Raw genomic sequence first — 26,144 nt, forward strand, 5'->3', positions numbered from 1 at the left:
ATCGTCAAGCCAGGATTGCGGCGCTGGCCAGTTCCTTCGTCAGGTCACCATAGCCGGTCGAGCGCCGCTCATAGGCGAGGCCGAGCATTTTCGCCGCCTTTTCGGCGACCTTGTCGAGTTCCGGGTCGTTGGTCTGAGCGATATAGATCAGCTTCTCGTAGTTGCCGAAGTAGTCCTTGATCAGCTCCGGGTGCTTGTCCAGGCCGAGCGGCTTCATGAAGAAGGCATCGAATTGCCGGCAGAGGAAATCGGTCATGTAGAACGACATCATGTCATCATCGGCGACCTTCGCATAGGCATCCATGCCCTGGTAGAAGGCAAAGCAATGCGGCCCGGCCATACGCTCGACGCCGTGCTTCTCGCAGATCCGATCGAGCAGGCCACCCGTGCCGCAATCGGCATAGCCGACGAAGATGTGTCTGTAGCCGTCGGTCTTGGCCTTCTCGATAGCCTTGTCCATGGCCGGCGCGATGCGGTCCGGATAGAAATGGAACTCTGCCGGCAGGCAGGTCAGGTCGAGATGGTCGAGCCCGAGCTGCTCCTTGACCGCCAAAACTTCGCGCGCAATCATCCCGCAGGCGATGACGAGCAGCCTGTCGCCTTGATCGGATTGTTGTTTTCGCGCGGTAGTCATGGAACCAGTCTAATCCATCTTCGTTGCTGTCCAGCGGATTTATATGCTGAGGGAGCCACCATTCATGAAATTGTTCCGCGTCGCGCCAATTGCTATTCTCGCCTGCGCCTTGGCTGTTTCGGCCTGCGCCAACACGGTGCGCGGCGTCGGCAAGGATCTTAAATCCACTGCGAAGGCGGTTGACGATACCGTCAAGAAACCCTGATCTGCACGATTTCAAACATTGGGAATAAAAAAGCCGCACTGCAAGGCGCGGCTTTTCTCGTCGGTGCCGAATTTGTTGGCTCAAGCCGAAGCGCGGACGTTGTGCTTGCGCTTCATGAAGTCCTTGGCGGTCTCGACTGCCACCGCGGCGTCGCGGCAATAGGCGTCGGCGCCGACGGCTTTGCCGAATTCCTCGTTGAGCGGTGCGCCGCCGACCAGCACGACATAGTCGTCGCGAATGCCCTTTTCCTTCATCGTATCGATGACGACTTTCATGTAGGGCATGGTCGTCGTCAGCAGCGCCGACATGCCAATGATGTCGGGCTGGTGCTTTTCGATGGCATCGAGATATTTTTCGACCGCATTGTTGATGCCGAGGTCGATGACATCGAAGCCGGCGCCTTCCATCATCATGCCGACCAGGTTCTTGCCGATGTCGTGGATGTCGCCCTTGACGGTGCCGATCACCATCTTGCCCTGCTTCGGCGCGCCAGTGGCGACAAGCAGCGGACGCAGGATGAACATGCCGGCCTTCATCGCGTTGGCCGACAGCAGCACTTCGGGAACGAACAGGATGCCGTCGCGGAAATCCTCGCCGACGATGCGCATGCCTTCGACCAGAGCCTCGGTCAAAACCTTGTAAGGCGCCCAGCCGCGCTCGAGAAGGATATTGGTGCCTTCCTCGATTTCTTCCTTCAACCCGTCATAAAGATCGTCGTGCATCTGCTGCACCAACTCGTCGTCGGAGAGTTCCGAAAGGATGATCTCGTCGTCGGCCATTTTTTCTCAGGCTCCTTGCCGGCTACAACTATCGCGGCAGCTTAAAAATATCGCGTCAATACCTAACCTGCGCGGGCCGGTTGTCCATAGCTGATTTGCGACTTCCCGCAAAACGAAAGCGACCGTAAATCTCTTGGAATTCTTGTCGATTTTGCGACAGGCGTTGGCGCTGGCGAGCCGTTTCGAATAGGGTGCATGGCTACGATCCGGCCAGAGACCGCAATAGGCGGCCGCAAACGGATTTCAGGCCGGTACAAGAGCCCGGCCGGAGTAAATCAGGCCAGAACGAAAGCCAGGGAAGAACGATTATGAGTGAGAACGCGCCGGTCGACCAGGAAGCGTCAAACGCACGGCGCGGGCGCGCTGCCAGCGGTGGCGCCGCAGCCCGACGGGCTGCGCGTTCGGGCGGCGGCCCCGGCACACAGCTCACCTATATCAAGCGCAAGATCAACGTCTATGAAGTGCTGGACGAGGAAGGGCTGGCGCTGATCGAAAAGAACACCGACACGGTGCTGGAAGAGATCGGCATCATCTTCCGCGACGACGCCGAGGCGCTGCAGCTTTGGAAAGAGGCGGGCGCCGACGTCAAGGGCGAGCGGGTGCATTTCCCCAAGGGCCTCTGCCGCTCGCTGTTGAAGACCGCTCCGTCCGTCTATACCCAACACGCCCGCAATGGCGAGCGCTCGGTGCAGATCGGCGGCAACGCGACAGTGTTCGCGCCGGTCTATGGACCGCCCTTCGTGCGCGATCTCGACGGCGTCAGGCGCTATGCGACGATCGAGGATTTCCGGAATTTCGTGAAACTCGCCTATATGGCGCCGTCGATCCACCATTCCGGCGGCACGGTTTGCGAGCCGGTCGACGTGCCGGTCAACAAGCGCCATCTCGACATGGTGTATAGCCATATCAAATATTCGGACAAGCCGTTCATGGGCTCGGTGACCGCGCCCGAGCGCGCCGAAGATACGGTGGCGATGGCCAAGATCGTGTTCGGTGGCGATTTCGTCGAGAACAACACGGTGCTGACCAGCCTGATCAACGCCAACTCGCCGATGGTCTTCGACGAGACCATGCTGGGGGCGCTGAAGGTTTATTCGCGCCATAACCAGGCCTGCATCGTCACGCCGTTCATCCTTGCCGGTGCGATGAGCCCGGTGACGGTCGCCGGCACGCTGACCCAGGTTTTGGCCGAGGTTCTGGCCGGGGCGTCGTTCACACAGCTGATCCGACCGGGTGCGCCGGTGCTGTTCGGCACCTTCGCCTCGTCGATCTCGATGCAGTCGGGCGCGCCGACCTTCGGAACGCCGGAGCCGTCACTGGTCTCGTATGGCGCCGCACAACTTGCCCGCAGGCTCGGCCTGCCATTCCGCACCGGCGGTTCGCTCTGCGCTTCAAAAATCCCCGATGCGCAGGCGGCCTATGAAAGCGCCAACACGCTGAACTCGACGATCCTCGCCGGCACCAATTTCGTGCTGCATTCGGCCGGCTGGCTCGAGGGCGGTCTCGCCTCCTGCTACGAAAAGTTCATGATGGACATCGACCAGCTCGGCATGACGCAGAAGTTCTCCGAAGGCGTCGACCTGTCGGAAAACGGCCAGGCGATGGATGCCATCCGCCAGGTCGGCCCGGGCAGCCACTATCTCGGCTGCGATCACACCCAGGCGAATTTCCAGACAGCGTTCTACCGTTCCAACATCGCCGACAACAATTCCTACGAGCAGTGGCTGGCCGAAGGCGAAAAAACCGCGCCGCAACGTGCCAACGAGCTCGCCCGCCGCTGGCTGGAAAGCTACGAGGCGCCGTATCTCGACCCGGGCATCGACGACGGACTGAAGGACTTCATTGCCAGGAAGAAGGCGTCGATGGCCGACGCCTTCACCTGAAAGGAGCCCGAATCAGGCGGGGCTAAAGTCGCCAACATCATCCACAAGGAAGTCTGGCGGAGTGCCTTCTCCGATCCGGACAAGAAGGGATGATTTGCGCTTCGCGGGTGAGACGAGCGGCGAGGGAACGGTGCCAATGCCTTTCAATCCAACCAGGCGAAACCGGAACATTGGCACGCCGAAGCAGGGCCATGGGCAAAACAACCGCATGATCGTTCCCCGACCGTGGACATCCGCCGGATGGTGTGCGGCGCAGCTCAATCCTGGCCAGACGCTGCGCAGGACGGTGAATGGCAGGGACGTAACGCTCATTGTCGAAAAGACGAGCGGTGGGTGTGTTCACGCTTGCTCGGTCGAAGATGTTGTCTTCCTTCTCTCTCATGTTCCTCTCGCTGACTGGGCCGGGCTGGAAACATTTGTCTTGCGCCAACCGACGCGAAAAGCGCGCGTACTCAGACCGGCGTGGGGGCGGATATTTTATTATGCCGATCTTGGATTCCGCGGATCCTCCATCGAAAAGAGTGGTCCGGCCTTATTTTTGGAAGCCTGTAATGTTGGCGACACCATCGAATGGTCCACATCGCTGGACCCTGAGGATGCGGCAGAGTTGGACAGACTTCGTCTGGACGGTCACAAAATCAGCCGGGTAGGGAAGAAGCATCTCGTTTCCACCTCAATCGAATCGGTGCGAGCCACGCAGCTCTATCGCACGCTTCTGCATGAGATCGGCCACTGGGTTGATTGGCTTGAAAAAGTGGAAACGCCGTTCGCCCAAGGTGAGGACTACTCAACACTTTATGACCGCTATTTTGCCCGGCCCAAAGGTGAAGTAGAGGCGTTTGCGCATCGCTACGCCGATAATTTGCGCGCCACGCTTGAGCAAAAAGGAGTCATCCCGTTTTCGAGGATCGAGGCGTGACGGCCTTCTGCTACCTAGGCAAGAAAAGATGAGGCCTGCGCACAGCAAGGCTGATGATATAGCGGCTGCGCTTTCCGCTCACGGTCTTGTTCCTCGCGGTGGTTTTGCTTTCACATCGAGCGATGCGCCGCCAACAGGCTTGTCAGGCGCTCCCGCCAAATCAGTGCTGCTGGTGGGGCAAGCAGGAGCGGCACCTTGGCCGCACTTCCTGCGCTGGCTGGAGAAACAGTCACAGCCGATCGCCGATCCGCTCGACGCTTGGTCGCGCGAAGTCATCGGCACCGTGGCCGAAAGATTCGCGGCACGCGCGGTGTCGCCGTCCGACAGGCCTTATCTGCCATTCCAGCAATGGGCGATGCGTGCAGAGGGGCTGAAGCCGTCGCCGCTCGGCATTCTCATGCATCCGCAATATGGGCTCTGGCATGCCTATCGCGGCGCGCTGCTGTTCGAAGACGAAATCGCGCTCCAAGAACCCCGCGACGTGATTCACCTTTGCGATACATGTCTGGAAAAACCTTGCCTGAAATCCTGTCCGGTCGAGGCTTATTCTGCGGATGGGTTTGCACATGAAACCTGTCTGGCCCATGTGCGCGGGCAAAACGGCGCACCCTGCCGGACCGGCGGCTGCCTCGATCGCAACGGCTGTCCTTACGGTACCGATTATCGCTACCCGGCCGAGGTTCAGGCCTTTCACATGGCAGCATTCGCGCGTCTGTAGCGTCGCCGAATGCCGCACGAAATCTTGAAGGATCTCTCTGCATTACGGCTTGCCACGACGGTCGTCGCGGGTATCTGTCGCACGACAGATCAACGGAGCGGATGATGGCCACGCAGGCGATGCAGATCAAGACAAGCGACGGAATTGCCAAGGCCCGGCTGTTCCGTTCGGCGGCTCCGGCCAAGGCGGCGATCATCCTCTACATGGATGTTTTCGGTCCGCGACCGGCGCTCGATCAGATGGCGGAGCGGCTTACGGACGAAGGTTATGCGGTGCTGGTGCCGGACCTTTTTTACCGCAATGCGCCCTACGGTCCGTTCGATCCCAAGACTGCGTTCGGCGACGAGAGGAGCAAGGCCGCCATCACAGGTCTCCTCGGCGGCACGACCCAGGAGATGACGATCCGCGACAGCGGCGCTTTCCTCGATGCACTTGCTGCGCAAGGCCTGGCTGGGCCGGTTGGCATTGTCGGCTACTGCATGGGCGGAGCGCGGGCGCTGAACGCGGCGGCCAGCTATCCCGACCGCATCGTCGCCGCGGCCAGTTTCCACGGCGGCAATCTGGCTGGTGACGCAGCCGACAGTCCGCACCGGAAGGCCGCCTCGCTCAAGGCAAAGGTCTATATCGGCACTGCCGGTGTGGACCGCAGCTTTCCGCCGGAGCAATCGGCGCGGCTGGCCGAAACACTGCGCGCCGCCGAGGTCGATCATGTCATAGAGAACTATGCCGGCATGGCGCATGGCTGGTGCATGCCGGACCATAGTGCCTTCGATGCAGCCGGCGCCGAACGCCACTGGAGGCGGCTGACGATGCTGTTTGCGGAGACGCTCGGCCAAGGCGCGCCAACCATTACGACGTGACTGCCCGCCAAAAAATTCTTTCCATCGCCCCAAGGAACCGCCATTAGCCTTCGTCCAACAGGCAAATGATGGCGATGATGCTGGACGAAAGCGAAGCCTCCGACGCCGAACTGATCGGGCGGGCGAAGGGCGGAGACCGGGGTGCTTTCGGCAAGTTGCTCGAAAGGCACTATGGTTTCATCTATCGCGCCGCCTATCGTTGGTGCGGGAAAAAGGCCGACGCCGAAGATATCGCCCAGGAAGTCTGCGTCCGGCTCGGCCGCGCGATCCGCGACTATCACGGCAGCGGTGCCTTCACGACGTGGCTCTACACCATGACGCTGAATGCGGCGCGCGACATGATGCGCAAGACCGCCCGCGACACGGCCAAGACCGAGGCCTATGGTGCCTATGCGCTGATTTCGGGGGAAATCTCGGTAAAGCCGGAGGACCCAGCCGAGGCGCTCTGGTCAGCGGTGCGCAAGCTGCCGGACAAGCAGCGCGATGCGGTGCTGCTGGTTTATGGCGAGGGGCTGAGCCACGCCGCCGCCGCCGAGGCGATGGCAATCTCGGAGGCAACGGTTTCCTGGCACATCCATGAAGCGAAGAAACGGTTGAAGACGCTAATGCGTTCAGCCGGGGAAGTGTGACCATGGTCGACGACAATCAACTGAACAGGCTGCGCGATATCGCAGCACCGGCGCCCGACGCCGATGCAAAGGCGCGTGCCCTCCAGGCCGCGCTGCGCGCCTATGACATGGAAGAAAAAACTTTGCCGGCCGCCCAAGGATCGGCAGGCGGGCTTCGTCTCACAGAGCGAGCACAAAGGCTCTGGAGCGAAATCATGCAAAAGAAACTCTTCGCCACGCCGGCCATTGCCGGGCTCGTTGCCCTGCCGATCGCCGGATACGCTACCATCTATATGCTGGGAGAATCCAAATTCGGCGGCCCCGAATTCGGCGGGGACGATAAGATCACCGAAACGCTGGCTGACAGGCCGGCGACCGTCAAACCGCCGGTCGGTGCCGAAGCAGATAAGCAGAAGAAGGTGGACGCCGACAGCGAAAGCCGCGACGCCGGCGAGGCGCTTGTGGTGCCGACATCGCCGCCGAAAGCGGAATCGACCGCAGTCGGCGGGTTGACACAGCAGGACGTGCTCACCCGCAATGCTCCCGAACCGGCGCAGAGTGGCGAATTTGTGCTGAATGGCGGCGCCAGCTCCGCGGCTCCGGCCGTCGATGGCGGTGCGCGGGTCGGACGCATGCCTGGCACGGTCGCCGAGTCCAAGCTGATGGCACAGCAGCCTGCCGCTGCGCCGGCCGACCAGATGCTGCCGCAAGAGGAAAACCGCGACCGGGTCGAGGATTTCAAGACCAACCCGGTGCATGCCGCACTCGAAGACCCGGTCTCGACTTTCTCGATCGATGTCGACACCGCATCCTATTCCTTCGTGCGGCGCTCGCTGAAGGAGGGTTTTATTCCGCAGGCCGATACGGTGCGCGTCGAGGAGATGGTCAACTATTTCCCCTATGACTGGAAAGGCCCGGACTCCGCCTCGACGCCGTTCAATTCGACCGTCAGCGTCATGCCGACGCCGTGGAACGAGCACACCAGGCTGATGCATGTCGCTATCAAGGGTTTCGACGTGAAGCCGGCCGAGCAGCCCAAGGCCAATCTGGTCTTCCTGATCGATGTGTCGGGCTCGATGAACGAGCAGGACAAGCTGCCGCTCCTGCAGTCGGCCTTCCGGCTGCTGGTCAACAAGCTGAGACCTGACGACACCGTCTCGATCGTCACCTATGCGGGCGATGCCGGTACCGTGCTGGAGCCCACCAAGGCTTCGGAAAAGGACAATATCCTCGCTGCCATCGACAATCTGGCATCCGGCGGCTCGACGGCAGGCGAGGCGGGCATCAAGGAAGCCTACAGGCTGGCGCAGAAATCCTTCGTCAAGGACGGCATCAACCGGGTGATGCTCGCCACAGATGGCGACTTCAATGTCGGCCAGACCGACGACGACGACCTGAAGCGGCTGATCGAAAAGGAGCGCAAGACAGGCGTGTTCCTGTCGGTGTTCGGCTTCGGCCGCGACAATCTGAATGACCAGATGATGCAGACTATCGCCCAGAACGGCAATGGCACCGCTGCCTATATCGATACGTTGGCGGAGGCCGAGAAGGTGCTGGTCGAGGATGCCTCCTCGACACTGGTCACCATCGCCAAGGACGTGAAGATCCAGGTCGAGTTCAACCCGAACAAGGTCTCGGAGTACCGGCTGGTCGGCTACGAAACCCGCGCCTTGAACCGAGAGGATTTCAACAACGACCGGGTCGATGCCGGCGAGATCGGCTCAGGCCATTCGGTCACCGCGATCTACGAGATCACGCCTAAGGGCAGCGGTGGCGAACAGATCGATCAGCTGCGCTATGGCCAGGCCTCGGTGAACAATGGCGGCGTCGCCAATGCCGACGAATATGCCTTCGTCAAGATCCGCTACAAGCTGCCGAACGAGGACACTTCGAAGCTGATCACCACGCCGGTAACGTCAGCCAACGAGGTGGCGTCGTTCGACCTGGCCAGCACCGACCAGCGTTTCTCCGTTGCCGTCGCTGCCTTCGGCCAGAAGCTGCGCGACGAGGATGCGACCGCGAAGTTCGGCTACGACAAGATCATGGAGATTGCCACCGCCGCCCGAGGAGCCGACCCGTTTGGATACCGGTCCGAGTTCCTCTCGCTTGTGCGCCTTGCCTCGGCGCTCGGCGGTAACCGGTAGTGGCAATGACGACCGGTTTCTTTCAGATGGGATCGTTGTGATAGGGGGTGCCGGCCAACGGGCGGGTGAGGCAGGCCGGCGAGGGAACCTTGCCGGCCTTTTTTCGCGGCTGCACCGCCTCGCGCGGACCGCGTCGCAAACGAAAGTGTCAGGCGCGTCCGCGGCGCCGTTCGCGGCGGGCTTCGCTGGTCTCGGCGACGTTGACCGTCGCCTGCTTATTACGCATCGGGCCAATGCGTTCGACGATCTGCTCGACGGTCGGGCGATCCGACTTGGTGTGCGCATCGAGCGCCTTGCGCATGGCGGCAAGGTGCTGGAACGAGGTGCCGCAGCAGCCGCCGACGATTTTGGCGCCGGCATCGACGGCTAGGCGCACATAGTCGGCCATCAGCTCGGGTGTGCCGGAATAGTAGATCTCGGCGCCGCGAAATTCGGGAATGCCGCAATTGCCCTTGACGATCACCGTTGCTTCCGGCTTCGCCTCGGTCATGTCGAGCAGCGAGGCGAGAATGTCGGAGGCGCCGACACCGCAATTGGCGCCGACCCCGAGCGGTGTCTGCGACAGGCCATCGACGACGCCGTGGATGTCCTTCGGCAGCAGTCCCATCATGGTGCGGCCGGCGGTGTCGAAGGAGCCGGTATAGGTATACGGCAGGCCGACGCGGATGGCAGCTTCGGCGGCGGCGCGGATTTCGTCTGGCGCCGACATGGTTTCGATCCAGGCGACTTCGGCGCCGCCGGCCTTCAGCCCCTCGATCTGCTCGGCAAAGGCCTCGACCGCCTCGTCATAGGTCATGGCGCCGAGCGGCACCAGAAGCTCGCCGGTCGGGCCGACGGAGCCGGCCACGATCACCTTGCGGCCAGCCTTTTTTGCAACGGCGCTCGCGATCTCGGCTGCGCGCTTGTTCAGCGCGTAAACCCGGTCCTGCGCATGGTGCAGCTTCAACCGGTGACGAGTGCCGCCAAAAGAGTTGGTCAGGATGATGTCGGCGCCGGCATCGACAAAGTTCTGGTGCAGGCTGGTGATGGTGTCGGGCGCGGTCTCGTTCAAGAGCTCGGGTGCCTCGCCGGCCTCAAGACCCATGGCGAACAGATTGGTGCCGGTGGCGCCATCGGCGAGCAGGACGCCCTTTTCGGCAAGCAGAGCGTCGATCGGATTGGTCATGTGAAATACGCCTTCCCGGAAGAATAACTGAGATAAGGATATAAAGAATTCTTTATGTGCCGTCAATGTCGGCGCGAAGAGCAACCGGTCAAAATCGCATCTCCGCCAGCTTTCGTGTGAAGCTGGCCGCTTCATGCGCGTTGACGTCCGCGGCACGGATCAGATTGTCGAAATGGCTGGTCAGGATGCGGATCGGCTGCGTGGCGTTCAGCACCAGATACATGTCGCCGACGTAAATGGCGGCGCGATAGGGCCCGAAGATGGTGTAGGGGATCGAATAACGCATCCGCCCGTCATAGAGAAACAGCCGAAAGGTTGGATAGAGGTCGTCGAGCAGCGTCGCCATATGCAGGAGCTGCTGGTGGCGGGCGGCCTCCGGAAAGCGGTCCCACACGCCCAGCCCGCGCGCGAAGATCTCCAGCGTGTGGCGCGGCATACAGACTTCCATGTCGGTTTCGGGCCGTCGGTTGTAGTCGATGCGGTACTGCGTTTCGCCGGCCTGTGCCTCGCGGCTCTTGTTGGCGATGACGGCTTCGTAATCGACAAGCGCCTCGGTGCGCAGAAGATCGGGAATGCCGGCCGGCACGTAGCGGATTTTCGTTCCCGCCGCCTCGGCATGCCAGCGAGCCAGCAGCGTGCGGTCGAAGCCGTCCGGCGCCTCCTCGATCTCAAGGCTCTCGCGGATTTCACCGGTGACGCCCTCGTCCTGGCTGAGGCCGAGCAGCCAGTCGAGCGAGACTTTGAATTCGGCGGCGATGTTGAGCAGCGTTTCGGCGCGGGGAAGGCGGGTCGAGGCGCCGGAGAGCAGCTGTGACAACGCCGAACGGTCGATGCCAACCGCGGCGGCGAAGGCCGACTGGTTCAAATCGGACCTTGTCAAGAGCATTTTCAGGCGCTCGCGAAAGATCGTCGACAGGTCGCGCTTGTCCAAATCGCCATCCCATTCGATGGGAGGAAAAATTTGCGCTGAAGCCGCGAACGCGGAGCTTCAGGCGTAAATGAATCCTGTGCGTTGTTTACAATGCATAACATATGCAGCTGAAAATGCGCAATCGCACAGTTTGTGCGCTTTATCGCGTTGCAGCAATGCAACGCTCCTGACACAATATTGTCAGGAATCAAACGGGTTCCGGCGACTGGAAGGCAGTGGTCGATAGCATGACGAGCACGGGCAATAGGCGACACGGCGCAGCGGCCATCGAATGGCCGACCGTGTTTCTCGCATTTTTCTGCTACGGCGGCTGGCTCGCTACCGGCTTTCTGCTCTGGCCCTCTTACCCGCTATTGGCGCTCGCCCTTCTGGCCCTGATTGCGGCGCTGCAATCCTCGCTGATGCACGAGGCCCTGCACGGCCATCCAACCCGGAACGCGCGGCTCAACGAAGCCTTTGTGTTCCTGCCGATTGGGCTTGTCTGGCCGTTTCGCCGGTTCAAGACCATTCACCTGCGCCATCACGCAGACGAGCGCCTGACCGATCCGCTCGACGATCCCGAAAGCTATTACAAGGCGCTCTGGCAGCACGAGGAGCTGCCGTCGGCTATGAAATTCCTGCTGAAGGTCAATAATACGATGATCGGGCGTTTGGTGCTCGGTCCGTGGCTTTCCTGCATCGGCTTTTTCATTGACGACGCCAGGCAGGTTGCCGCGGGCGACCAGGTCGTCCGCAAGGCATGGCTGCTGCACGCGATCGGCCTCGCCGTAGTGTTGCCTGTCGTGCAGTTCGGCTTCGGCATGCCGTTATGGCTCTACATACTGGTGCCGGTGTGGCTTGGGCAGTCGCTGATTTCGATCCGCACCTACGCCGAGCACCAATGGTCGGAACATCCGGAAGGCCGCACGATCATCGTCGAGCGCTCGCCGCTGTCCTTCCTGTTCCTGAACAACAATTTGCATTTCGTCCATCACAAGAGCCCGACGGTGGCCTGGTACAGGCTGCCGAAGCTGTTTCGCGACCGCCGCGACGAGTGGCTGCGGATGAACAATGGCTACGCCTATCCGAACTATTTCGCGCTGCTCAAGGCCTATGCCTTCAAGGCGAAGGAGCCGATCGTCCATCCCGTGCTGCGGCGCATGCCGGAACCAGGACGCGCATTCAAGCCGCGCGTCAGGGCACGCAGCCTCAATGGGCTTGGCACCGCACCGGTACCCGCCGAGCCGCCGAAGGAATGATTCTTGCGTTGTTGCAGGCGGTTCCGCGCGGACGACGCTTTCCTGACCTTGTCAATTCCCCGCATAACGGTCAAATCCCGGCATGAGCGAATTCATTGCGGCTTTGCCGATGTACGACTGGCCGGAAGCGCGGGACGAGGTCGACGCGCAATGGGCGCGGCTGCGCGATGCTTTCAGACAAAAAGGCATCGATGCGCCGGAGACGATCATCCGCCGCACCGGCGATTTGCCCCCCGTGCCTGGCGGTATTCGCGATGATCAGGGAAAACCCATCGCGCCCGATCCGGCGACATTGCCGCCGGACGAGCTGGATTTTCACCAGCTCTGGCTGCATCCGGCGCTGCTCTTGGCGCAAACCTGTTGGGGACCGATGGAACTCGGCCTGTCGCAGCGTGTCCAGCTCGTCGGCCAGCCGCGTTACGACGCCTTTGAGGGCGGACAGGGCGAACTCTATTCGAGCGCCATCGTCATGAGGGCGGGCGAGGCACCGCCGGCAAGGTCGCCGGCCGACGGCGGCGCCGTCATTCCGCTCGATCAGCTTCGCGGCAAACGTTTCACCTTCAACAGCCTCGATTCCATGTCGGGCATCATCGCGCCGACACGCGACCTGCAAGCACTGGGCGAGAGTTTGGATATCTTTTCCGCGCTGAGCGAAAGCTGGGGGCACCGCGCTTCGGTCGTTGCTGTTGCCGAGGGCAGGGCCGACGTCGCGGCGATCGATTGCGAGAGCTGGGCGCTGGCGCGGCGTTTTGAGCCTGCGGCGCAGAAGATGACGGTCGTCGGCTGGACAAGGCGGCGCAAAGGCTTGCCGTTCATCACGGCCAGGAGGACGCCGGAAACCTTCGTCGCCGCGATGCGCGAGGCAATCGCGGCGCTCACATAAAGCGCGTCGCGTTCGGTCGGCCTCATGCGACGCGCATTAGATTCTTGTTTTATGCGTGTCGTTATCGCAAAATCGCTGCACACTTTTGCGCGACATGCATTAGCTTCGCTCAGCCGCCAAGCAGCCGATTGTCGAGCGGGTAGGTCGAAAGCTTCTCGTTGCCGGTCTCGGTGATCAGGATCTGTTCTTCGATCTTGACGCCTTCGTAGCCGCCAAGCCGACCGATATAGCTCTCGACGCACAGCACCATGCCCGGTTCGAGCACGCCGTCCGGCGTGTCGTCGGTCCAGTCGCCGGCATGCGGCAATGTCGGGTATTCGTCGGCAAGGCCGACGCCGTGATAGAGCACCCCGTAACGGGCCGGGAAGCAGTCTCCCGGTGGCACTGACGAGCCCTCGACGAGGTCGCGGAACGATATGCCCGGCCGCATCAGCTCCGTGTTGTGGGCGATCTGGTCGGCTGCGATCCGGAACAGGCCGCGCTGCTCCTGCGACGGCGGCGCGTCACCGCAAAGCCAGGTGCGCGAAAGGTCGGCGCAGAAGCCGTAAGGACCGATCAGGTCGGTGTCGAAGGCGACGAGATCGCCGGCCTCGATCGTCCGCGACGAACACTCCTGGAACCATGGATTGGTGCGCGGACCCGACGACAAGAGCCGGGTTTCGATCCATTCGCCGCCGCGCGCGATGTTTCCGCGGTGGAGTTCGGCCCACAATTCGTTCTCGGAAATCCCCGGCTTCAGCGCCTGCTCCATCTCACCCATCGCTGCCTCGCAAGCGACGATCGCCCGGCGCATGGCAAGGATCTCGTCGGGCGATTTGATCAGCCGCGCATTTTCCATCACCGCCTCGCCATTGCCCGTCGAAATGCCGAGACGGGCGAGCTCTTCGATGCCCTCGGGATTGATATGGTCGACGGCGATACGGCGATTGCCGCCGCCATGTTCCAATACCAGCTCGGCGATGCCGGCTGCCCAGCGGCGGACTTTTTGACCGGTCAGCTCGCCGCTGTAGAGGTAAGCCCACGACACCGCCGGCCGCACCTCGTCGACGACGCCGGAATGATCGGAAAGGTGCTCGCACGAGAAATAGTCGAACAGCACCACCGGCCCATCGGTGGCGACGAAACAATGCCTGGTCGGATTGTGCGCGACCCAGAGCTGCATGTTGGTCGCATCGGTCGCGTAGCGGATGTTGACCGGATCGTAGAGCAGGGCTCCCGCATAGTCGCGGCGCTTCAGCTCGGCGCGGATGCGCTCGAGCCGGTATCGGCGCATGGCGGGCAGGTCAGGAGCGGCAATACCCGCCACCTGCCACTCGGCTTCCGCAAGCGCCCCATAGCCCAGCAGATGCTGGTTGAGTTCAGCGGCCTTCAGGCGCGATTTTTTGCGCAGCGCATCGATCGAGCTGTCCGGCTCGAACGGCATGATCTTGCGATGATGACGGGGCCGGTCAGTCGGGTTCCTGTCCACCCTCGCCTCCTTCGCCAGCGCCTTTCTTGGGCGCCATGGCTCCTTCCATTCTCTTCAGTCGGACGAATGCGCCGGGCCGGGCGGACTTGTCGGTGCCACGCAACAGCGGAACCATCATTTGCCGTGGCTGGCCGTCCGGCTCATAGCCGGCCGCTTTGAGCTGCTCCAAAATGACCGGCCTCGGATCGTCGCGGTCAAGCCAGACGAGTACGGCCGGCTCCTGCATCAGCGTTTCGAAATTAGGCACTTCCTGGTCAAGTGCGACCAGTTTTTGGTCGACCAGCCGCAGGTTTCCGACCCATGCACCATCAGATATTGCGGTTTTGACCGGTCCGTCCGCAGTCAGTTGGCGATAGAGGGCGGGGTAATCCACGCGGATCATCCGCGACAGACCACTGGTCCCGTTTATCTGGACGTACCAGGTGGCGGGGGCGAGCAGCACGGCGATGATCGCTCCAGCCGAGATCACCAGGAGCTGCGCATTCCTGCCGCGCGGCGCCAGCCGTTCCATAGTGGCGACGATGGCCAGCGGCAAGATGAACAGGACCGGCAGCAGCCAGCGGTCCTTGACCACCGTCACGCCGGTGGCCAGCACAAGTATCGCCAGCATGGCCAAGCCGAGCGCCAAGCTACGCCACAACAGAATTTCCCTGGCCGGACGTTTCGGGTGCCGCTCGGAGAAACGGAACTTCGCCAGCCACAAAGCCAGGGCGGAGACGAGCACCGGCAAGACCGCGAAATTGAAGGTCCCCATGACAAACTTGCCGGCGCCGATAAAGGCCGCCGCCATGCGCCCTTGTTGCGAGTCTATTCCGAACTTCTCGCCTCTCGACAATAAATCGGCGGGATGCATGAGGCTCCAATAGGTGGTTGGCGCCAGCACTAATACCGCGGCCGCTATGCTGATGGCGAACTTCGGATCAAGGATCGCGCTGCGCCATTCGCGCAGCGACAGCACCGACGCAACAAGGGCGACCACGAGGAAGACATCATTATACTTGGCAAGAATTGCCGCCGCGGTGGCCAGGCCAAACGCCGCATAGGCGATCATGCTTCGGCGCTCGAGAAGATAGGCCATGGCGAGCAGGAGCAGCGAGCAGAAGCCGACGACGGCGACGGAATGCGACAAGGCGCGCTGCGATTCCCAGACGATCTGCGGGATCGTAAACAGGCCGAACATGGCCGCCGCCGCTGTCGCTTTGGTGTAGCCGAACCGCCGCATGGCGGCGAACACGCTGCAGGCGGCGAGGGACAGCACGGAGTATTTGACGAGCTTCAGCGTGAAGATACTGGTGCCGAAAACATGCGCGGCCAGCCAGTTGATCCAGGTGTAGAGGGGTGGTTGCGAGCCGCCATATCCAGCCCAGAGATATGGAACATACATCAGTTGCTCCGCATCATCGATGCCGACGCCGGTTCCCGCCCAGGAGCTCAACAGGGACAGTATGATGGTCTGTAAGGCAAAGTAAGCCGCGACTATGACGATCGCCGCCGGGAAGGGGCCGATCCGTCCCTCGGCCAGCCACTCGGCCCATCTCAGATTGTACTTCAATGAAATCTCATCGCCCTTGCCAGCAGAGTGTTGCCGGCTGCGCTAGCATGAAGAGTATGCTCCGCACAATGCGACCGGCTGGCTGCGCCTACGTCCTCATCTTTTCGCCGCTCGGGTCGAAGGGCGGCTCGACATTGATGCGTGCCGGCCGCCGGTGTCCGAGGATTTCGACTTCGAACAGCCCGGCGCTCTCGTTCTCGGCAAGCGCTGCCGGTACATAGCCTTGCGCCATCGACTTCTCGACATAATGCGCATAGCCGCCAGAGGTGACCCAGCCGACCACGCGCCAGTCGCCGTCGACAATGCCGCGCAGGGCAGAAGCGCCTTCCGCGGCCTTGGAGCCGCGCACTTCGTTACCGCCCGCGTCGAAGCGCGGCGCGCCATAGCCATGCGGCTTTTCCACGGTGCCGTAATCCTTGCCGCCGACCTTGGCCCAGATCGGCTCATCGCCCATGACGTCGGCATCCGCGGCATCGACGATGAAGGAAACGCGGCGCAGCTTCGGCCCTGCCGCCTGTTCCCTGGCCGCTGCTTCCCGGCCGATGAAGTCGTTCTTCTCGAGCTTGATGAAGCGGTCCATCGAGCCTTCGAACGGTCCGTAGATCGGACGTAACTCGCGGAACCAGGTCGGGAAGTTCTTCTCAAGCCGCATCGAAAGCAAAGCGCGCATGCCGAAATCGACGATGCCGAACTCTTCGCCAGCCTCCTTGATCGCCTTGTAGACCAGGCGCTGGTAGGCGGGCGCCATCCAGATCTCATAGCCGAGGTCGCCGGTGTAGGTGATGCGGTTGACCATGCAGGGCGCGCCGCCGACCGCCATTTCGCGGAAATCCATGAAGCGGAAGGCCTTGGTCGAGATGTCGACATCGACCAGCTTCTGCAGCAGGTCGCGCGATTTCGGCCCTGCGATGGAGAGACCGACCAGCGTCTGGTCGAAGCGGTGGATGCGCATGCTTCCATCCTTTGGCAGATGCTTCTCGAACCAGCGCATGTGGTATTTTTGCGCTGCCGAAGAACCCCAGATCATGAAGCGGTCTTCCCCAGCCCTTGGGCCCGCCTTGGCGATGGTGAAGTCGCCGATCAGTCTGCCGAACTCGTTCAGCATCGGCGTCAGCACGATGCGGCCGGTCTTTGGCATGCGATTGGTCATCAGCCGGTTGAGGAAGTCCTCAGCCCCTGGTCCGGAGACTTCGTATTTGGCGAAGTTGGCGATCTCGGTGACGCCGACCCTCTCGCGGGTGGCGCGCACCTCCTCGCCGATCGGACCGAAATCATTGGAGCGGTGGAAGGACACTATGTCCTTCGGCTCCGAGCCTTTCGGCGCGAACCAGAGCGGGGTTTCGAGACCCCAGCTGTCGCCCATGACGGCGTTGTTGGCGAGCATGGTGTCGTAAAGCGGGGTCGTCTGCGCTGGTCTTGCCGCCGGTAATTCCTCGTTGGGAAAGCGGATGGAGAAACGGCGCGAATAATTTTCGCGGACCTTTGCGTTGGTATAGCGCAGCGTTGCCCATTCGCCGAAGCGTGCAACGTCCATGCCCCAGACATCGAAGCCGGGGTCGCCATGGACCATCCAGTTCGACAGCGCCAGGCCGACGCCGCCGCCCTGGCTGAAGCCGGCCATGACGGCGCAGGCGCACCAGAAATTGGTCAGGCCCTGCACCGGGCCGACCAGCGGGTTGCCGTCCAGCGCGAAGGTGAAGGGGCCGTTGATGATCTGCTTGATGCCGGCCTTCTCGATGCCGGGAAAATGCTTGAAGCCGATCTCCAGCGACGGCGCGATGCGGTCGATGTCGGGCTGCAGCAGTTCGTGGCCGAAATCCCACGGCGTGCTGACCGGTGACCACGGCTTGCAGGCCTTTTCATAGGTGCCGAGCAGGATGCCGTTGCGCTCCTGGCGGGTATAGATCTCGCCCTTGAAGTCGAGCACGCCAATCATCTCGCGGCCGGTCGACTTGTTGAATTCCTCGACCTCCGGCATCGGCTCGGTCAGGAGATACATGTGCTCCATGGCCAGCACCGGCAGTTCGACGCCGACCATGCGACCGATCTCGCGCGCCCACAGGCCACCGCAGTTGACCACATGCTCGGCTTTGACTGTGCCTTGCTCAGTGACGACGTTCCAGGTGCCGTCGACCTCCTGCGTCAGTTCGACGACGCGGTTGCGCAGTACGATCTCGGCGCCTAGCTTCCTAGCGGCCTTGGCATAGGCGTGGGTGGTGCCGGAAGGATCGAGATGGCCCTCGACTGGATCCCACATCGCGCCGACGAAATTCGTCTCGTCCATCAGCGGGAACATCGCCTTGGCTTCGGACGGCGTGATCAGTTCGGTGTCCATGCCGAGATAGCGGCCCTTGGCGTGGGCGAGCCGCAAGAAGTCCATGCGCTCGGGCGTGTCGGCCATCATCACGCCGCCGGTCAGGTGCAACGAGCAGGATTGGCCGGAAATCTCCTCGATCTCCTTGTAGAGCTGCACCGTATAGGCCTGCAGCTTGGCGACGTTGGGATCGCCGTTCAGCGTATGGAAGCCGCCCGCCGCATGCCAGGACGAGCCGGAAGTGAGCTCCGAACGCTCGATCAGCATGATGTCGGTCCAGCCAGCCTTGGCCAGATGATAGAGCACCGAGCAGCCAACGACCCCGCCGCCGATAATAACCGCTTTTGCATGAGATTTCATGAAGATAGTTCCGTTTTTGAAGAGATTGAATCGAGTGAGCGGGGCGCGAAAACAAAGCGGAGATCGGAAACGGCGATGTTTTCGGCCAGCCTGCCATCAAGACGGAGTGGGGGTCGACTACTCATCAGATGATCAGAAATCGGTGGGGGCGCCGCCTTCGGCCCGGCGCTTGTCGACGAAAGCGTTGAGCTCCTCGCGGATCGCCGGGTCCATGTAAGGCACTTCATAGGACGCCAGCCGTTCCTTCCAGATGCGATTGGCCTTTTCGAGTGCCGTCGGCGACCCGGCCTCCGCCCAACTCTCGAAATTGCGCCAGTCGGAAATGATTGGCGCGTAAAAGGCGGTCTTGTAGCGGTCCTGTGTGTGCTGGGTGCCGAAGAAATGGCCGCCGGGGCCGACGGACTGTATGGCGTCGAAACCGAGTGCTTCCTCGGAAAGATCGAGCGGCGTCAGGAACTCGGCGACCATCTGCAACAGGTCTATATCGAGGATGGTCTTCTCGTAGGAGCAGCGCAGGCCGCCTTCGAGCCAGCCGGCCGCATGCATCATCAGATTGCCGCCGCCCTGGATGGCGCCCCACAGCGAGAACACGCTTTCATAGGCAGCCTGCGCGTCGACCGTGTTGGCGGCGCAGGTGTTGGAGGTGCGGTAGGGGATGTTGTAGCGGCGGGGGAGCGGCCCGCCGACCAGCTGCGCCTTCATATATTCCGGCGTGCCGAAGGCCGGCGCGCCGGACTTCATGTCGACATTCGAGGTGAAGCCGCCGTAGCCGACAGGCGCGCCCTTGCGCACCATCTGCGCGAAGGCGATGCCGGACAGCGCCTCGGCATTCTGTTGCACCAGCGCGCCGGCAATCGTCACCGGCGCCATGGCGCCGGACAGGGTGAACGGCGTCACGATGACCACCTGGCCCTTGCTCGACATCTGGATAATGCCTTCCATCATCGGCACGTCGAGCTTGAGAGGCGAATTGGTGTTGATGATGGTGAACACCGACGGCTCTGCGAGCAGCTGCTCATGACTGATGCCGCGTGCGATCCTGGTGATCTCTATGCCGTCGACATTGCGTTCCTTGCCGAGCGAATAGATGTGGAACATCTTGTCGGTCAGGGTGGCGAGGTCACGGATGCATTCGAGGTGGCGGACGGACGGATGGATGTCGATCGGCTCGACCGGATAACCGCCCGTGCAGTTCAATATGTTGTGCATCTGCGCAAGCTTGAGGAAGTTGCGGTAGTCCTGCTGGTTGCCCGGCCGGCGGCCGCGGTCGACGTCGGAGCAATTGGGCGCCGACGCCATCATCGAGATGATCAGATTATCGCCACCAAAGCTCACATTGTGCGCCGGGTTGCGGGCGTGGATGGTGAATTCCGGCGGGCAGTGCCCAACCAGTTCGAGGATCATATCGCTGTCGAAGCGCACCCGCTCGCTGCCTTCGCGGACATCGGCGCCATGCGCCTTCATGATGCGCCGGGCTTCGTCATGCAGCACGTCGACGCCGATTTCCCTGAGCACGCGCAGAGAGGCGAGGTGGATGGATTCCAGCTCGTCGTCGGAAACCAGCCGGGTCGGCGCCAGCGGGTTCTTCAACTGCCGAAACGGCGGCTGCTCGAACGCCGCCGATCCGCCGGCACGCTTCCCCGCGCGGCCGCCGCGACGGGCGCGATCGTTTGCCAATGCCGGTTCGGCGGGCTGAAGGGCGGCGGTCATGATAGTCCTCGTACGCTGCGGCAATGCGGCGGCATAATGGACTGCCGGCTGGCCGGCCATTGCGGAGGCGGCGACCACTAGGACGAGGGAAGCGACATGCCCTGGGGGCAGCCGGCGGGATCGTCAGCCTCTTGATCGCGTTCCGGCTGGCGCAAGCGGTTTTCGTTGCCGGTGCTTACTGTGACGGAACCGAAACGCTAATGCTGCAGCCCGATATTTGGTGTGGATCATGGCGCGGGCGGAACAAAGCAGCGGCGAGACAGTGCAATGGGCGGCGATCACCGGCGTGATCGCCACCGTCTCGGTGTTCGCCGTCGCGCAAGGGCTGAGCTATCCGCTGTTGAGCTTCATCCTGCAGCGCCAGGGCGTCTCGCCGGCCATGATCGGACTGTCGGCGGCAATGACGCCGATCGGCTTCATCGTCTCTTCGCCGCTGGTTCCGGCGTTGGCGCGCCGTTTCGGGGCAGGGCGCACCGCGCTTATTTGCGCGGCACTTTCCGCGCTGGTGCTGGCGCTGATCGGCTGGACGCAAAATGTCTATCTGTGGTTTCCGCTGCGCTTTTTGATCGGCGCCGTCACCAACCCGCTCTACGTGCTGAGCGAAGTCTGGGTGATCGCACTGGCGCCGCCGGAACGCCGCGGCCGCGTCATGGGCATCTATTCGACGATCATTTCGGCGGGCTTTGCGGCGGGGCCGCTTTGCCTGCTTGCGGTCGGCACCGTGGGATGGCCGCCGTTTCTGGTCGGCATCGGCGCTTTCCTGTTTTGCGGCGCCTGCCTAGCCTCTGTGCTGGCACGGCTGCCGAGGGTCGACGAGAGCGGGCACCGGGTTTCGGTCCTGGGATTCGTGCCGCAGGCTTGGCTGTTGTTATCGGCGGTCGTCGTGGCCGCCGGTTTTGAACAGGCGGTGCTCGCCTTACTGCCGGTCTATGGAACACATTACGGCATCGCCGAAGCGCGCATGTCGGCGCTGCTGTCAGTGATGATCGCCGGCAATATCGCTATGCAGGTGCCGCTCGGCTTGTTGGCGGAACGGCTGACGGCGCGGCTGGTGCGGTTCATCTGTGTTTCGGTGACGGTGCTCGGATGCGTGCTGTTGCCGGTTCTCATCGAGACGCCGCTGATCTGGCCATGCGTCTTCATCTGGGGCGCGGTTTCCTACGGGATTTACACAATGTCGATCATCGAGCTCGGCGAGCGGTTCACCGGCTCGGCACTGGTCGCCGGCAACGCCGCCTTCTCGCTGATGTGGGGCGTCGGCGGGATCGCCGTGCCGCCGCTGGCGGGCAGCGCCATGGATGTCCTTGGCGCAGGCGGTCTGCCGCTCACGCTTGGCGCCATTTGCCTGGCGCTGGGGGCTGTAACTGTCATTCGAAGGCGGATGGTGTGAATGCCAGAAGGTTGCCGTTCCTGACGCGATGACTTGAATATAAGCGGCCCCATGTCGATCTGGGCGGTACCGACGTCCGACTCAACCGGAGACCTCATGACCAAATCGAATACCAAGGGCCAGCCGGATTCGGCGGCCGAAGATCCGTTTCTCTGGTTGGAGGACAGACGAGGCAAGCAGGCGCTCGACTGGGTGCATCGCCAAAATGCGATCACGGTCGGGGAGCTGCAACGTGATCCGTCCTATCAGACCTCGTTCGAGACCGCGCTCGACCTGATGACTGCCGAGGATAACATCGCCGTCGGTGCCGCTATCAACGGCTATGTCTATAATTTCTGGCAGGACCGGACGAACGTACTCGGCCTCTGGCGGCGCACCACGGTCGCATCCTACAAGACCGACAAGCCGGAATGGCAGACGATCATCGACTTCGACAGCCTGGCGGCGGAAGAGGGGGTGAAATGGGTGTTCAGCGGCGCGAGCCGGCTCTATCCCGACTTCAGCCGCTGCCTGCTCAGCCTGTCGCCGGATGGCGGCGATGCCAGCGAGATGCGCGAATTCGATATCGAAAGCAGGTCCTTCGTCGATGGCGGTTTTCGGGCTCCTGCCTCGAAATCGAGCTTTAGCTGGCTGGACGAGGACACAGTTATCGTTGCCGCCGCCTTCGAGGAGGACGACAAGACCCAGTCCGGTTATCCGCGCGTGGTCAAGCTTTGGCGGCGCGGCACGCCACTGGAAGCGGCGATGCCGATCTTCGAGGCGCTGAAGCAGGATCTCGCAGCCGGCGGGTCCGTCGAATTCGACGGCGACAAGCGTCATGTCTTCCTCGCCCGGACCCTCGACTTCTTCGCCTCGCACAATTTCCTGCGGCTGCCATCGGGCGAAAACAGGCGTATCCCGCTGCCGGACGACGTCACCGATACGGCGCTATTCCAAAGCCAGTTTCTCTTCGGCGTGCGCACCCCATGGACGGCGCCGGACGGCACGCTGTGCAAGCCCGACGGGCTCTATTCACTCGATTTCGAGCGCTGGATCGAAACCGGGCTATTCGGATCCATCGATACCGTGCTCGAGCCGGCGCACCGCGTCTCGATTGCCGGCATTGCCCGCACGCAGGACCGGCTGTTCATCAATTTGATGGACAATGTGCGCGGCAAGGTCATCGCCGGCGAACGCAGTGACAGCGGCTGGGAGTTCAAGCCCGTGGCGTTGCCCGAAAACGGCAATGTCGGCATCAGCCATGCCGAGCATTTCGGCTCCAGCGTCTCCTTTTCCTTCACCGATTTCCTGACGCCGAGCTCGATCATCTGGTCGGACGACAACGCTGCGACGCTGGCACCGGTGAAATCGCAGCCGGCGCGCTTCGACGCGTCGTCCCTGGTCTCAGAACAGTTCGAGGCGCGCTCGGAGGACGGCACGATGATCCCGTACTTCGTCGTCAGGCGGCGCGACCAGGACGGGCCGGTGCCGACATTGCTTTACGGCTATGGCGGTTTCGAAGTGCCGCTGCTGCCCGGCTATGCCGGCGTGCGCGGCCGGCTGTGGCTGGAGAAGGGCAATGCCTATGTGCAGGCCAACATCCGCGGCGGCGGCGAGTTCGGCCCGAACTGGCATCAGGCGGCGCTCAAGGCCAATCGCCAGAATGCTTTCGACGATTTCGCCGCCGTGGCGCAAGATCTCGTCAAACGCGGCATCGCCACACCGGCCACGCTGGGCATCCAGGGCGGATCGAATGGCGGTCTGCTGACCGGCGTCTCGCTGACGCAGCACCCGGAATTGTTCGGTGCGGTGATCATCGACGTGCCGCTGCTCGACATGCTGCGCTATACCGAGCTGCCGCCCGGCGCGTCGTGGATGGCCGAGTATGGCGATCCGGCGAAGCCGGAAGAGGCGGCCTGGCTCGCCGCCTATTCGCCCTACCAGCATGTAGACACGGATCTAGACTATCCGCCGGTGTTGCTGACGACCTCGACCGCCGACGATCGCGTCCATCCCGGGCATGCCCGCAAGATGGCGGCACGGCTGCAGGCAGCCGGGCACAGCAAGACGCTGTTCTTCGAGGAGACCGAGGGCGGCCATGGTGGACGCGGCGACCGGCGGCCGCAGGCTGCACAGGCGGCGATGAAGTACGTCTTCCTGCAGCGGGCCCTGACTGGCACCAATTGACCGGCGTCGCTTGACCGGCACGGCTTGAACTGAGGGCTCGAGGCAGCCTAAGGTACATGCATGGCTCGGCTGGCGAAATCGGGTTGCGCATTTGGGGTGGCGGTGACGCCGTCGTCGCGCACGCTACGCGCCGAGCTGTTGCGGCTCTGCGCTCGCATCGGCTATTCGCCGCCCGCTGTCCTCTGACGAATCCGCCCCGGCGCGAAAGCTGCCGGATTGGTTCAAGAGGAAAGATCAGACATGACCTACCAGAATTATTCGCTGAAGCAGCTTCAGCAGATCGATGCCGCGCATCACCTTCATCCGTTCACCGACCACAAGGAGATGCGCGAGACCGGCTCGCGCATCATCACCCACGCCAACGGGCCGTTCATCTACGATGCCGAAGGGACGGAAATCCTCGACGGCATGGCCGGGCTGTGGTGCGTCAATGTCGGCTATGGCCGCGACGAGTTGGCCGACGCCGCCTACGCCCAGATGAAGGAATTGCCCTACTACAACTCCTTCTTCAAATGCTCGACGCCGACGCCGGTTCTGCTTGCCAAGAAACTGGCGGAGATCGCGCCGAAGCATATCAACCAGGTGTTCTACGGCTCGTCCGGTTCGGAGGCCAACGACACGGCGCTGCGCCTGGTCCGTCACTATTGGGTGCTGGAAGGCAGGCCCGAGAAGAACCGCATCATCTCACGCAAGATGGGCTACCACGGCTCGACCATCGCCGGCGCCTCGCTCGGCGGCATGGATTTGATGCACAAGCAGCTCGGCGGCGCCGTGCCCAACATCGTCCATGTAATGATGCCCTATGCCTACGAGCTCGCACTGCCCGGCGAAAGCGACCATGATTTCGGCCTGCGCGCGGCAAAAGCGGTCGAGGACGCGATCCTCGAAGCCGGCGCCGATAAGGTCGCCGCCTTCATCGGCGAGCCGGTGATGGGGGCAGGCGGGGTGAAGATCCCGCCGATGAGCTATTGGCCGGAAGTGCAGCGCATTTGCCGCAAATACGATGTCCTGCTGATGCTGGACGAGGTCATTACCGGCTATGGCCGCACCGGCGAGTGGTTCGCCGCACAGGCCTTCGATGTCGAGCCCGACACCATCACCACGGCCAAGGCGCTGACCTCTGGCTATCAGCCGCTGTCGGCGCTGCTGGTCGGCGACCGCATCGCGGCGACACTGGTCGAAAAGGGCGGCGAATTCTATCACGGCTACACCTATGCCGGGCATCCGGTGGCCTGCGCCGTGGCGCTGAAGAACCTCGAGATCATCGAGCGGGAAGGCCTGGTCGAGCGCGTCAGGAACGATACCGGGCCTTACTTCGCCAGGGCGCTGCAGGAACGTCTCGGTGGGCACGATCTGGTCGGCGAGGTGCGCTCGTTCGGGCTGATGGGAGCGATCGAGATCGTCAAGGACGAGGCAACCAAGGAGCGCTTCCTGCCGGCCGGCAGCGCGGCCGTGCTTGTCCGCGACCATGCAGTTGCCCAGGGCATGATGCTGCGCGCCACCGGCGACACGATGATCCTGTCGCCGCCGCTGATCTGGACGCGCGAGACGATCGACATCGCCTGCGACCGCATCGCCAGGGCGCTCGATTTGGCGGAAGCAGATCTGCGCAAGCGGTGAACGATCGCCGGGCGCCTGGTAATCGGGCGCCCGGAGATTGAATGCCGCTTTATGGCGAAGCGTTCGCCAGGCGAGGCTGTTGGCGGTATAGACGACCACGCGTGATCACTGGCCCGCCTTGACACCGATGACGTGCCCCTTCGCGTCAGTGACCAACATCCCTTTCGATTGGTCCAAGATCACAACTATGTTGCCGAAAGGATCGCGGACACGGGCGCACCGTCCGACCGCGATCTCGAATGGCGGTTGCACAGCCTCACCGCCGGCGGCCAAGAATTCCTCAAACGCGTCGTCCACGTTATCGACCAGGATATCGGTCTCGGGACCGATATGAAGATGGACAACCAGTTCCGCATCGGTTTCCGGCAGCGCAAAGCCAGCGGCTTCATCGTCCCGCCAAACGAGGGCATGACCGAGCCGATCCCCATAGAACGATACGGCTGCATCGAGGTCGCTCACGCGCAATAGATGATTATCGAGCTTGCGGAATAATGGTCTTTTTCGAGGCTCGTGCGCCATTGCGGGACCTCAATATGTGAAGAGATTCGTGCGGCCGTATAGCCTCTAACGAAATAGTCTTCGAGACTATGTCTGCAA

The 26,144-nt window shown here is 62.3% G+C and carries 21 protein-coding genes; 12 read left to right on the forward strand and 9 right to left on the reverse strand.

All coding sequences use genetic code 11. The features are described 5' to 3' along the window. Positions 1-4 precede the first annotated feature (4 nt). Positions 5-634, reverse strand: a complete 630-nt coding sequence (locus NKJ40_RS21230) for a DUF1638 domain-containing protein (protein ID WP_352467729.1) — start codon at positions 632-634, stop codon at positions 5-7. Positions 635-698: 64 nt separating this feature from the next. On the opposite strand from NKJ40_RS21230, the gene NKJ40_RS21235 reads away from it, so the two are divergent. Next, complete coding sequence (locus NKJ40_RS21235; RefSeq protein WP_292654758.1) at positions 699-839, forward strand: EncA/B family entericidin; 141 nt, start codon at positions 699-701, stop codon at positions 837-839. An 80-nt stretch (positions 840-919) separates the two neighbouring features. Here the strand turns inward: NKJ40_RS21235 and NKJ40_RS21240 are convergent, their stop codons facing one another. Further along, positions 920-1,618, reverse strand: coding sequence for a cobalamin B12-binding domain-containing protein (locus tag NKJ40_RS21240; RefSeq protein ID WP_023676506.1), 699 nt, complete (start codon positions 1,616-1,618; stop codon positions 920-922). Positions 1,619-1,926: 308 nt separating this feature from the next. On the opposite strand from NKJ40_RS21240, the gene NKJ40_RS21245 reads away from it, so the two are divergent. From NKJ40_RS21245 to NKJ40_RS21270, 6 genes are all read left to right on the forward strand, one after another. After that, positions 1,927-3,501: a trimethylamine methyltransferase family protein gene (locus NKJ40_RS21245; RefSeq protein WP_352467730.1), complete on the forward strand. Its 1,575-nt coding sequence runs from the start codon at positions 1,927-1,929 to the stop codon at positions 3,499-3,501. Positions 3,502-3,637: 136 nt separating this feature from the next. Further along, entirely contained in the window at positions 3,638-4,420 is a 783-nt protein-coding gene (locus NKJ40_RS21250) for a hypothetical protein (RefSeq protein ID WP_352467731.1), read from the forward strand. Between the two features lie 28 nt (positions 4,421-4,448). Next, positions 4,449-5,138 (forward strand): hypothetical protein, encoded by a 690-nt coding sequence (locus NKJ40_RS21255; protein WP_352467754.1) that lies wholly within the window; start codon positions 4,449-4,451, stop codon positions 5,136-5,138. A 104-nt stretch (positions 5,139-5,242) separates the two neighbouring features. Continuing rightward, positions 5,243-5,998, forward strand: a complete 756-nt coding sequence (locus NKJ40_RS21260) for a dienelactone hydrolase family protein (protein WP_352467732.1) — start codon at positions 5,243-5,245, stop codon at positions 5,996-5,998. 68 nt (positions 5,999-6,066) lie between these two features. Further along, positions 6,067-6,627: an RNA polymerase sigma factor gene (locus tag NKJ40_RS21265; RefSeq protein WP_352467733.1), complete on the forward strand. Its 561-nt coding sequence runs from the start codon at positions 6,067-6,069 to the stop codon at positions 6,625-6,627. A 2-nt stretch (positions 6,628-6,629) separates the two neighbouring features. Then, on the forward strand, positions 6,630-8,750 hold the full coding sequence (locus NKJ40_RS21270; RefSeq protein ID WP_352467734.1) for a vWA domain-containing protein: 2,121 nt from the start codon (positions 6,630-6,632) through the stop codon (positions 8,748-8,750). Positions 8,751-8,898: 148 nt separating this feature from the next. On the opposite strand, the gene bmt is transcribed toward NKJ40_RS21270, so the two are convergent. Further along, positions 8,899-9,915 (reverse strand): betaine--homocysteine S-methyltransferase, encoded by a 1,017-nt coding sequence (gene bmt / locus NKJ40_RS21275; RefSeq protein ID WP_292654777.1) that lies wholly within the window; start codon positions 9,913-9,915, stop codon positions 8,899-8,901. A gap of 88 nt (positions 9,916-10,003) precedes the next feature. Further along, entirely contained in the window at positions 10,004-10,846 is an 843-nt protein-coding gene (locus NKJ40_RS21280; protein WP_352467735.1) for a helix-turn-helix domain-containing protein, read from the reverse strand. Between the two features lie 227 nt (positions 10,847-11,073). Here NKJ40_RS21280 and NKJ40_RS21285 point away from each other — a divergent pair, with 227 nt between their 5' ends. Both NKJ40_RS21285 and NKJ40_RS21290 read left to right on the forward strand, forming a co-directional pair. Further along, complete coding sequence (locus NKJ40_RS21285) at positions 11,074-12,084, forward strand: fatty acid desaturase (RefSeq protein ID WP_352467736.1); 1,011 nt, start codon at positions 11,074-11,076, stop codon at positions 12,082-12,084. Between the two features lie 82 nt (positions 12,085-12,166). Further along, positions 12,167-12,967, forward strand: a complete 801-nt coding sequence (locus tag NKJ40_RS21290; protein WP_352467737.1) for a phosphate/phosphite/phosphonate ABC transporter substrate-binding protein — start codon at positions 12,167-12,169, stop codon at positions 12,965-12,967. A 109-nt stretch (positions 12,968-13,076) separates the two neighbouring features. Here the strand turns inward: NKJ40_RS21290 and NKJ40_RS21295 are convergent, their stop codons facing one another. The 4 genes from NKJ40_RS21295 to NKJ40_RS21310 all read right to left on the reverse strand — a co-directional run bounded on the left by NKJ40_RS21295 (position 13,077) and on the right by NKJ40_RS21310 (position 20,371). Beyond that, the gene (locus NKJ40_RS21295) at positions 13,077-14,390 is read right to left on the reverse strand and encodes a M24 family metallopeptidase (RefSeq protein WP_352467755.1); all 1,314 of its coding nucleotides are present in this window, start codon (positions 14,388-14,390) and stop codon (positions 13,077-13,079) included. A gap of 25 nt (positions 14,391-14,415) precedes the next feature. Beyond that, complete coding sequence (locus tag NKJ40_RS21300; protein WP_352467738.1) at positions 14,416-15,987, reverse strand: ArnT family glycosyltransferase; 1,572 nt, start codon at positions 15,985-15,987, stop codon at positions 14,416-14,418. 88 nt (positions 15,988-16,075) lie between these two features. Next, entirely contained in the window at positions 16,076-18,661 is a 2,586-nt protein-coding gene (locus tag NKJ40_RS21305; RefSeq protein WP_352467739.1) for a GcvT family protein, read from the reverse strand. A gap of 132 nt (positions 18,662-18,793) precedes the next feature. Then, a complete protein-coding gene (locus NKJ40_RS21310) occupies positions 18,794-20,371 on the reverse strand; it encodes a trimethylamine methyltransferase family protein (RefSeq protein ID WP_352467740.1) in 1,578 nt (525 codons plus the stop codon). 229 nt (positions 20,372-20,600) lie between these two features. Here NKJ40_RS21310 and NKJ40_RS21315 point away from each other — a divergent pair, with 229 nt between their 5' ends. The 3 genes from NKJ40_RS21315 (at position 20,601) to NKJ40_RS21325 (ending at position 25,547) form a co-directional block, all read left to right on the forward strand. Then, entirely contained in the window at positions 20,601-21,761 is a 1,161-nt protein-coding gene (locus NKJ40_RS21315; protein ID WP_352467741.1) for an MFS transporter, read from the forward strand. Between the two features lie 96 nt (positions 21,762-21,857). After that, positions 21,858-23,927: a prolyl oligopeptidase family serine peptidase gene (locus tag NKJ40_RS21320; protein ID WP_352467742.1), complete on the forward strand. Its 2,070-nt coding sequence runs from the start codon at positions 21,858-21,860 to the stop codon at positions 23,925-23,927. Positions 23,928-24,167: 240 nt separating this feature from the next. Next, positions 24,168-25,547, forward strand: a complete 1,380-nt coding sequence (locus tag NKJ40_RS21325; RefSeq protein ID WP_352467743.1) for an aspartate aminotransferase family protein — start codon at positions 24,168-24,170, stop codon at positions 25,545-25,547. A gap of 105 nt (positions 25,548-25,652) precedes the next feature. On the opposite strand, the gene NKJ40_RS21330 is transcribed toward NKJ40_RS21325, so the two are convergent. Further along, the gene (locus NKJ40_RS21330) at positions 25,653-26,066 is read right to left on the reverse strand and encodes a VOC family protein (protein WP_156948098.1); all 414 of its coding nucleotides are present in this window, start codon (positions 26,064-26,066) and stop codon (positions 25,653-25,655) included. Positions 26,067-26,144 lie beyond the last annotated feature (78 nt).

It is taken from the genome of Mesorhizobium sp. M0119 (assembly GCF_040322615.1).
Lineage (GTDB): Bacteria > Pseudomonadota > Alphaproteobacteria > Rhizobiales > Rhizobiaceae > Mesorhizobium.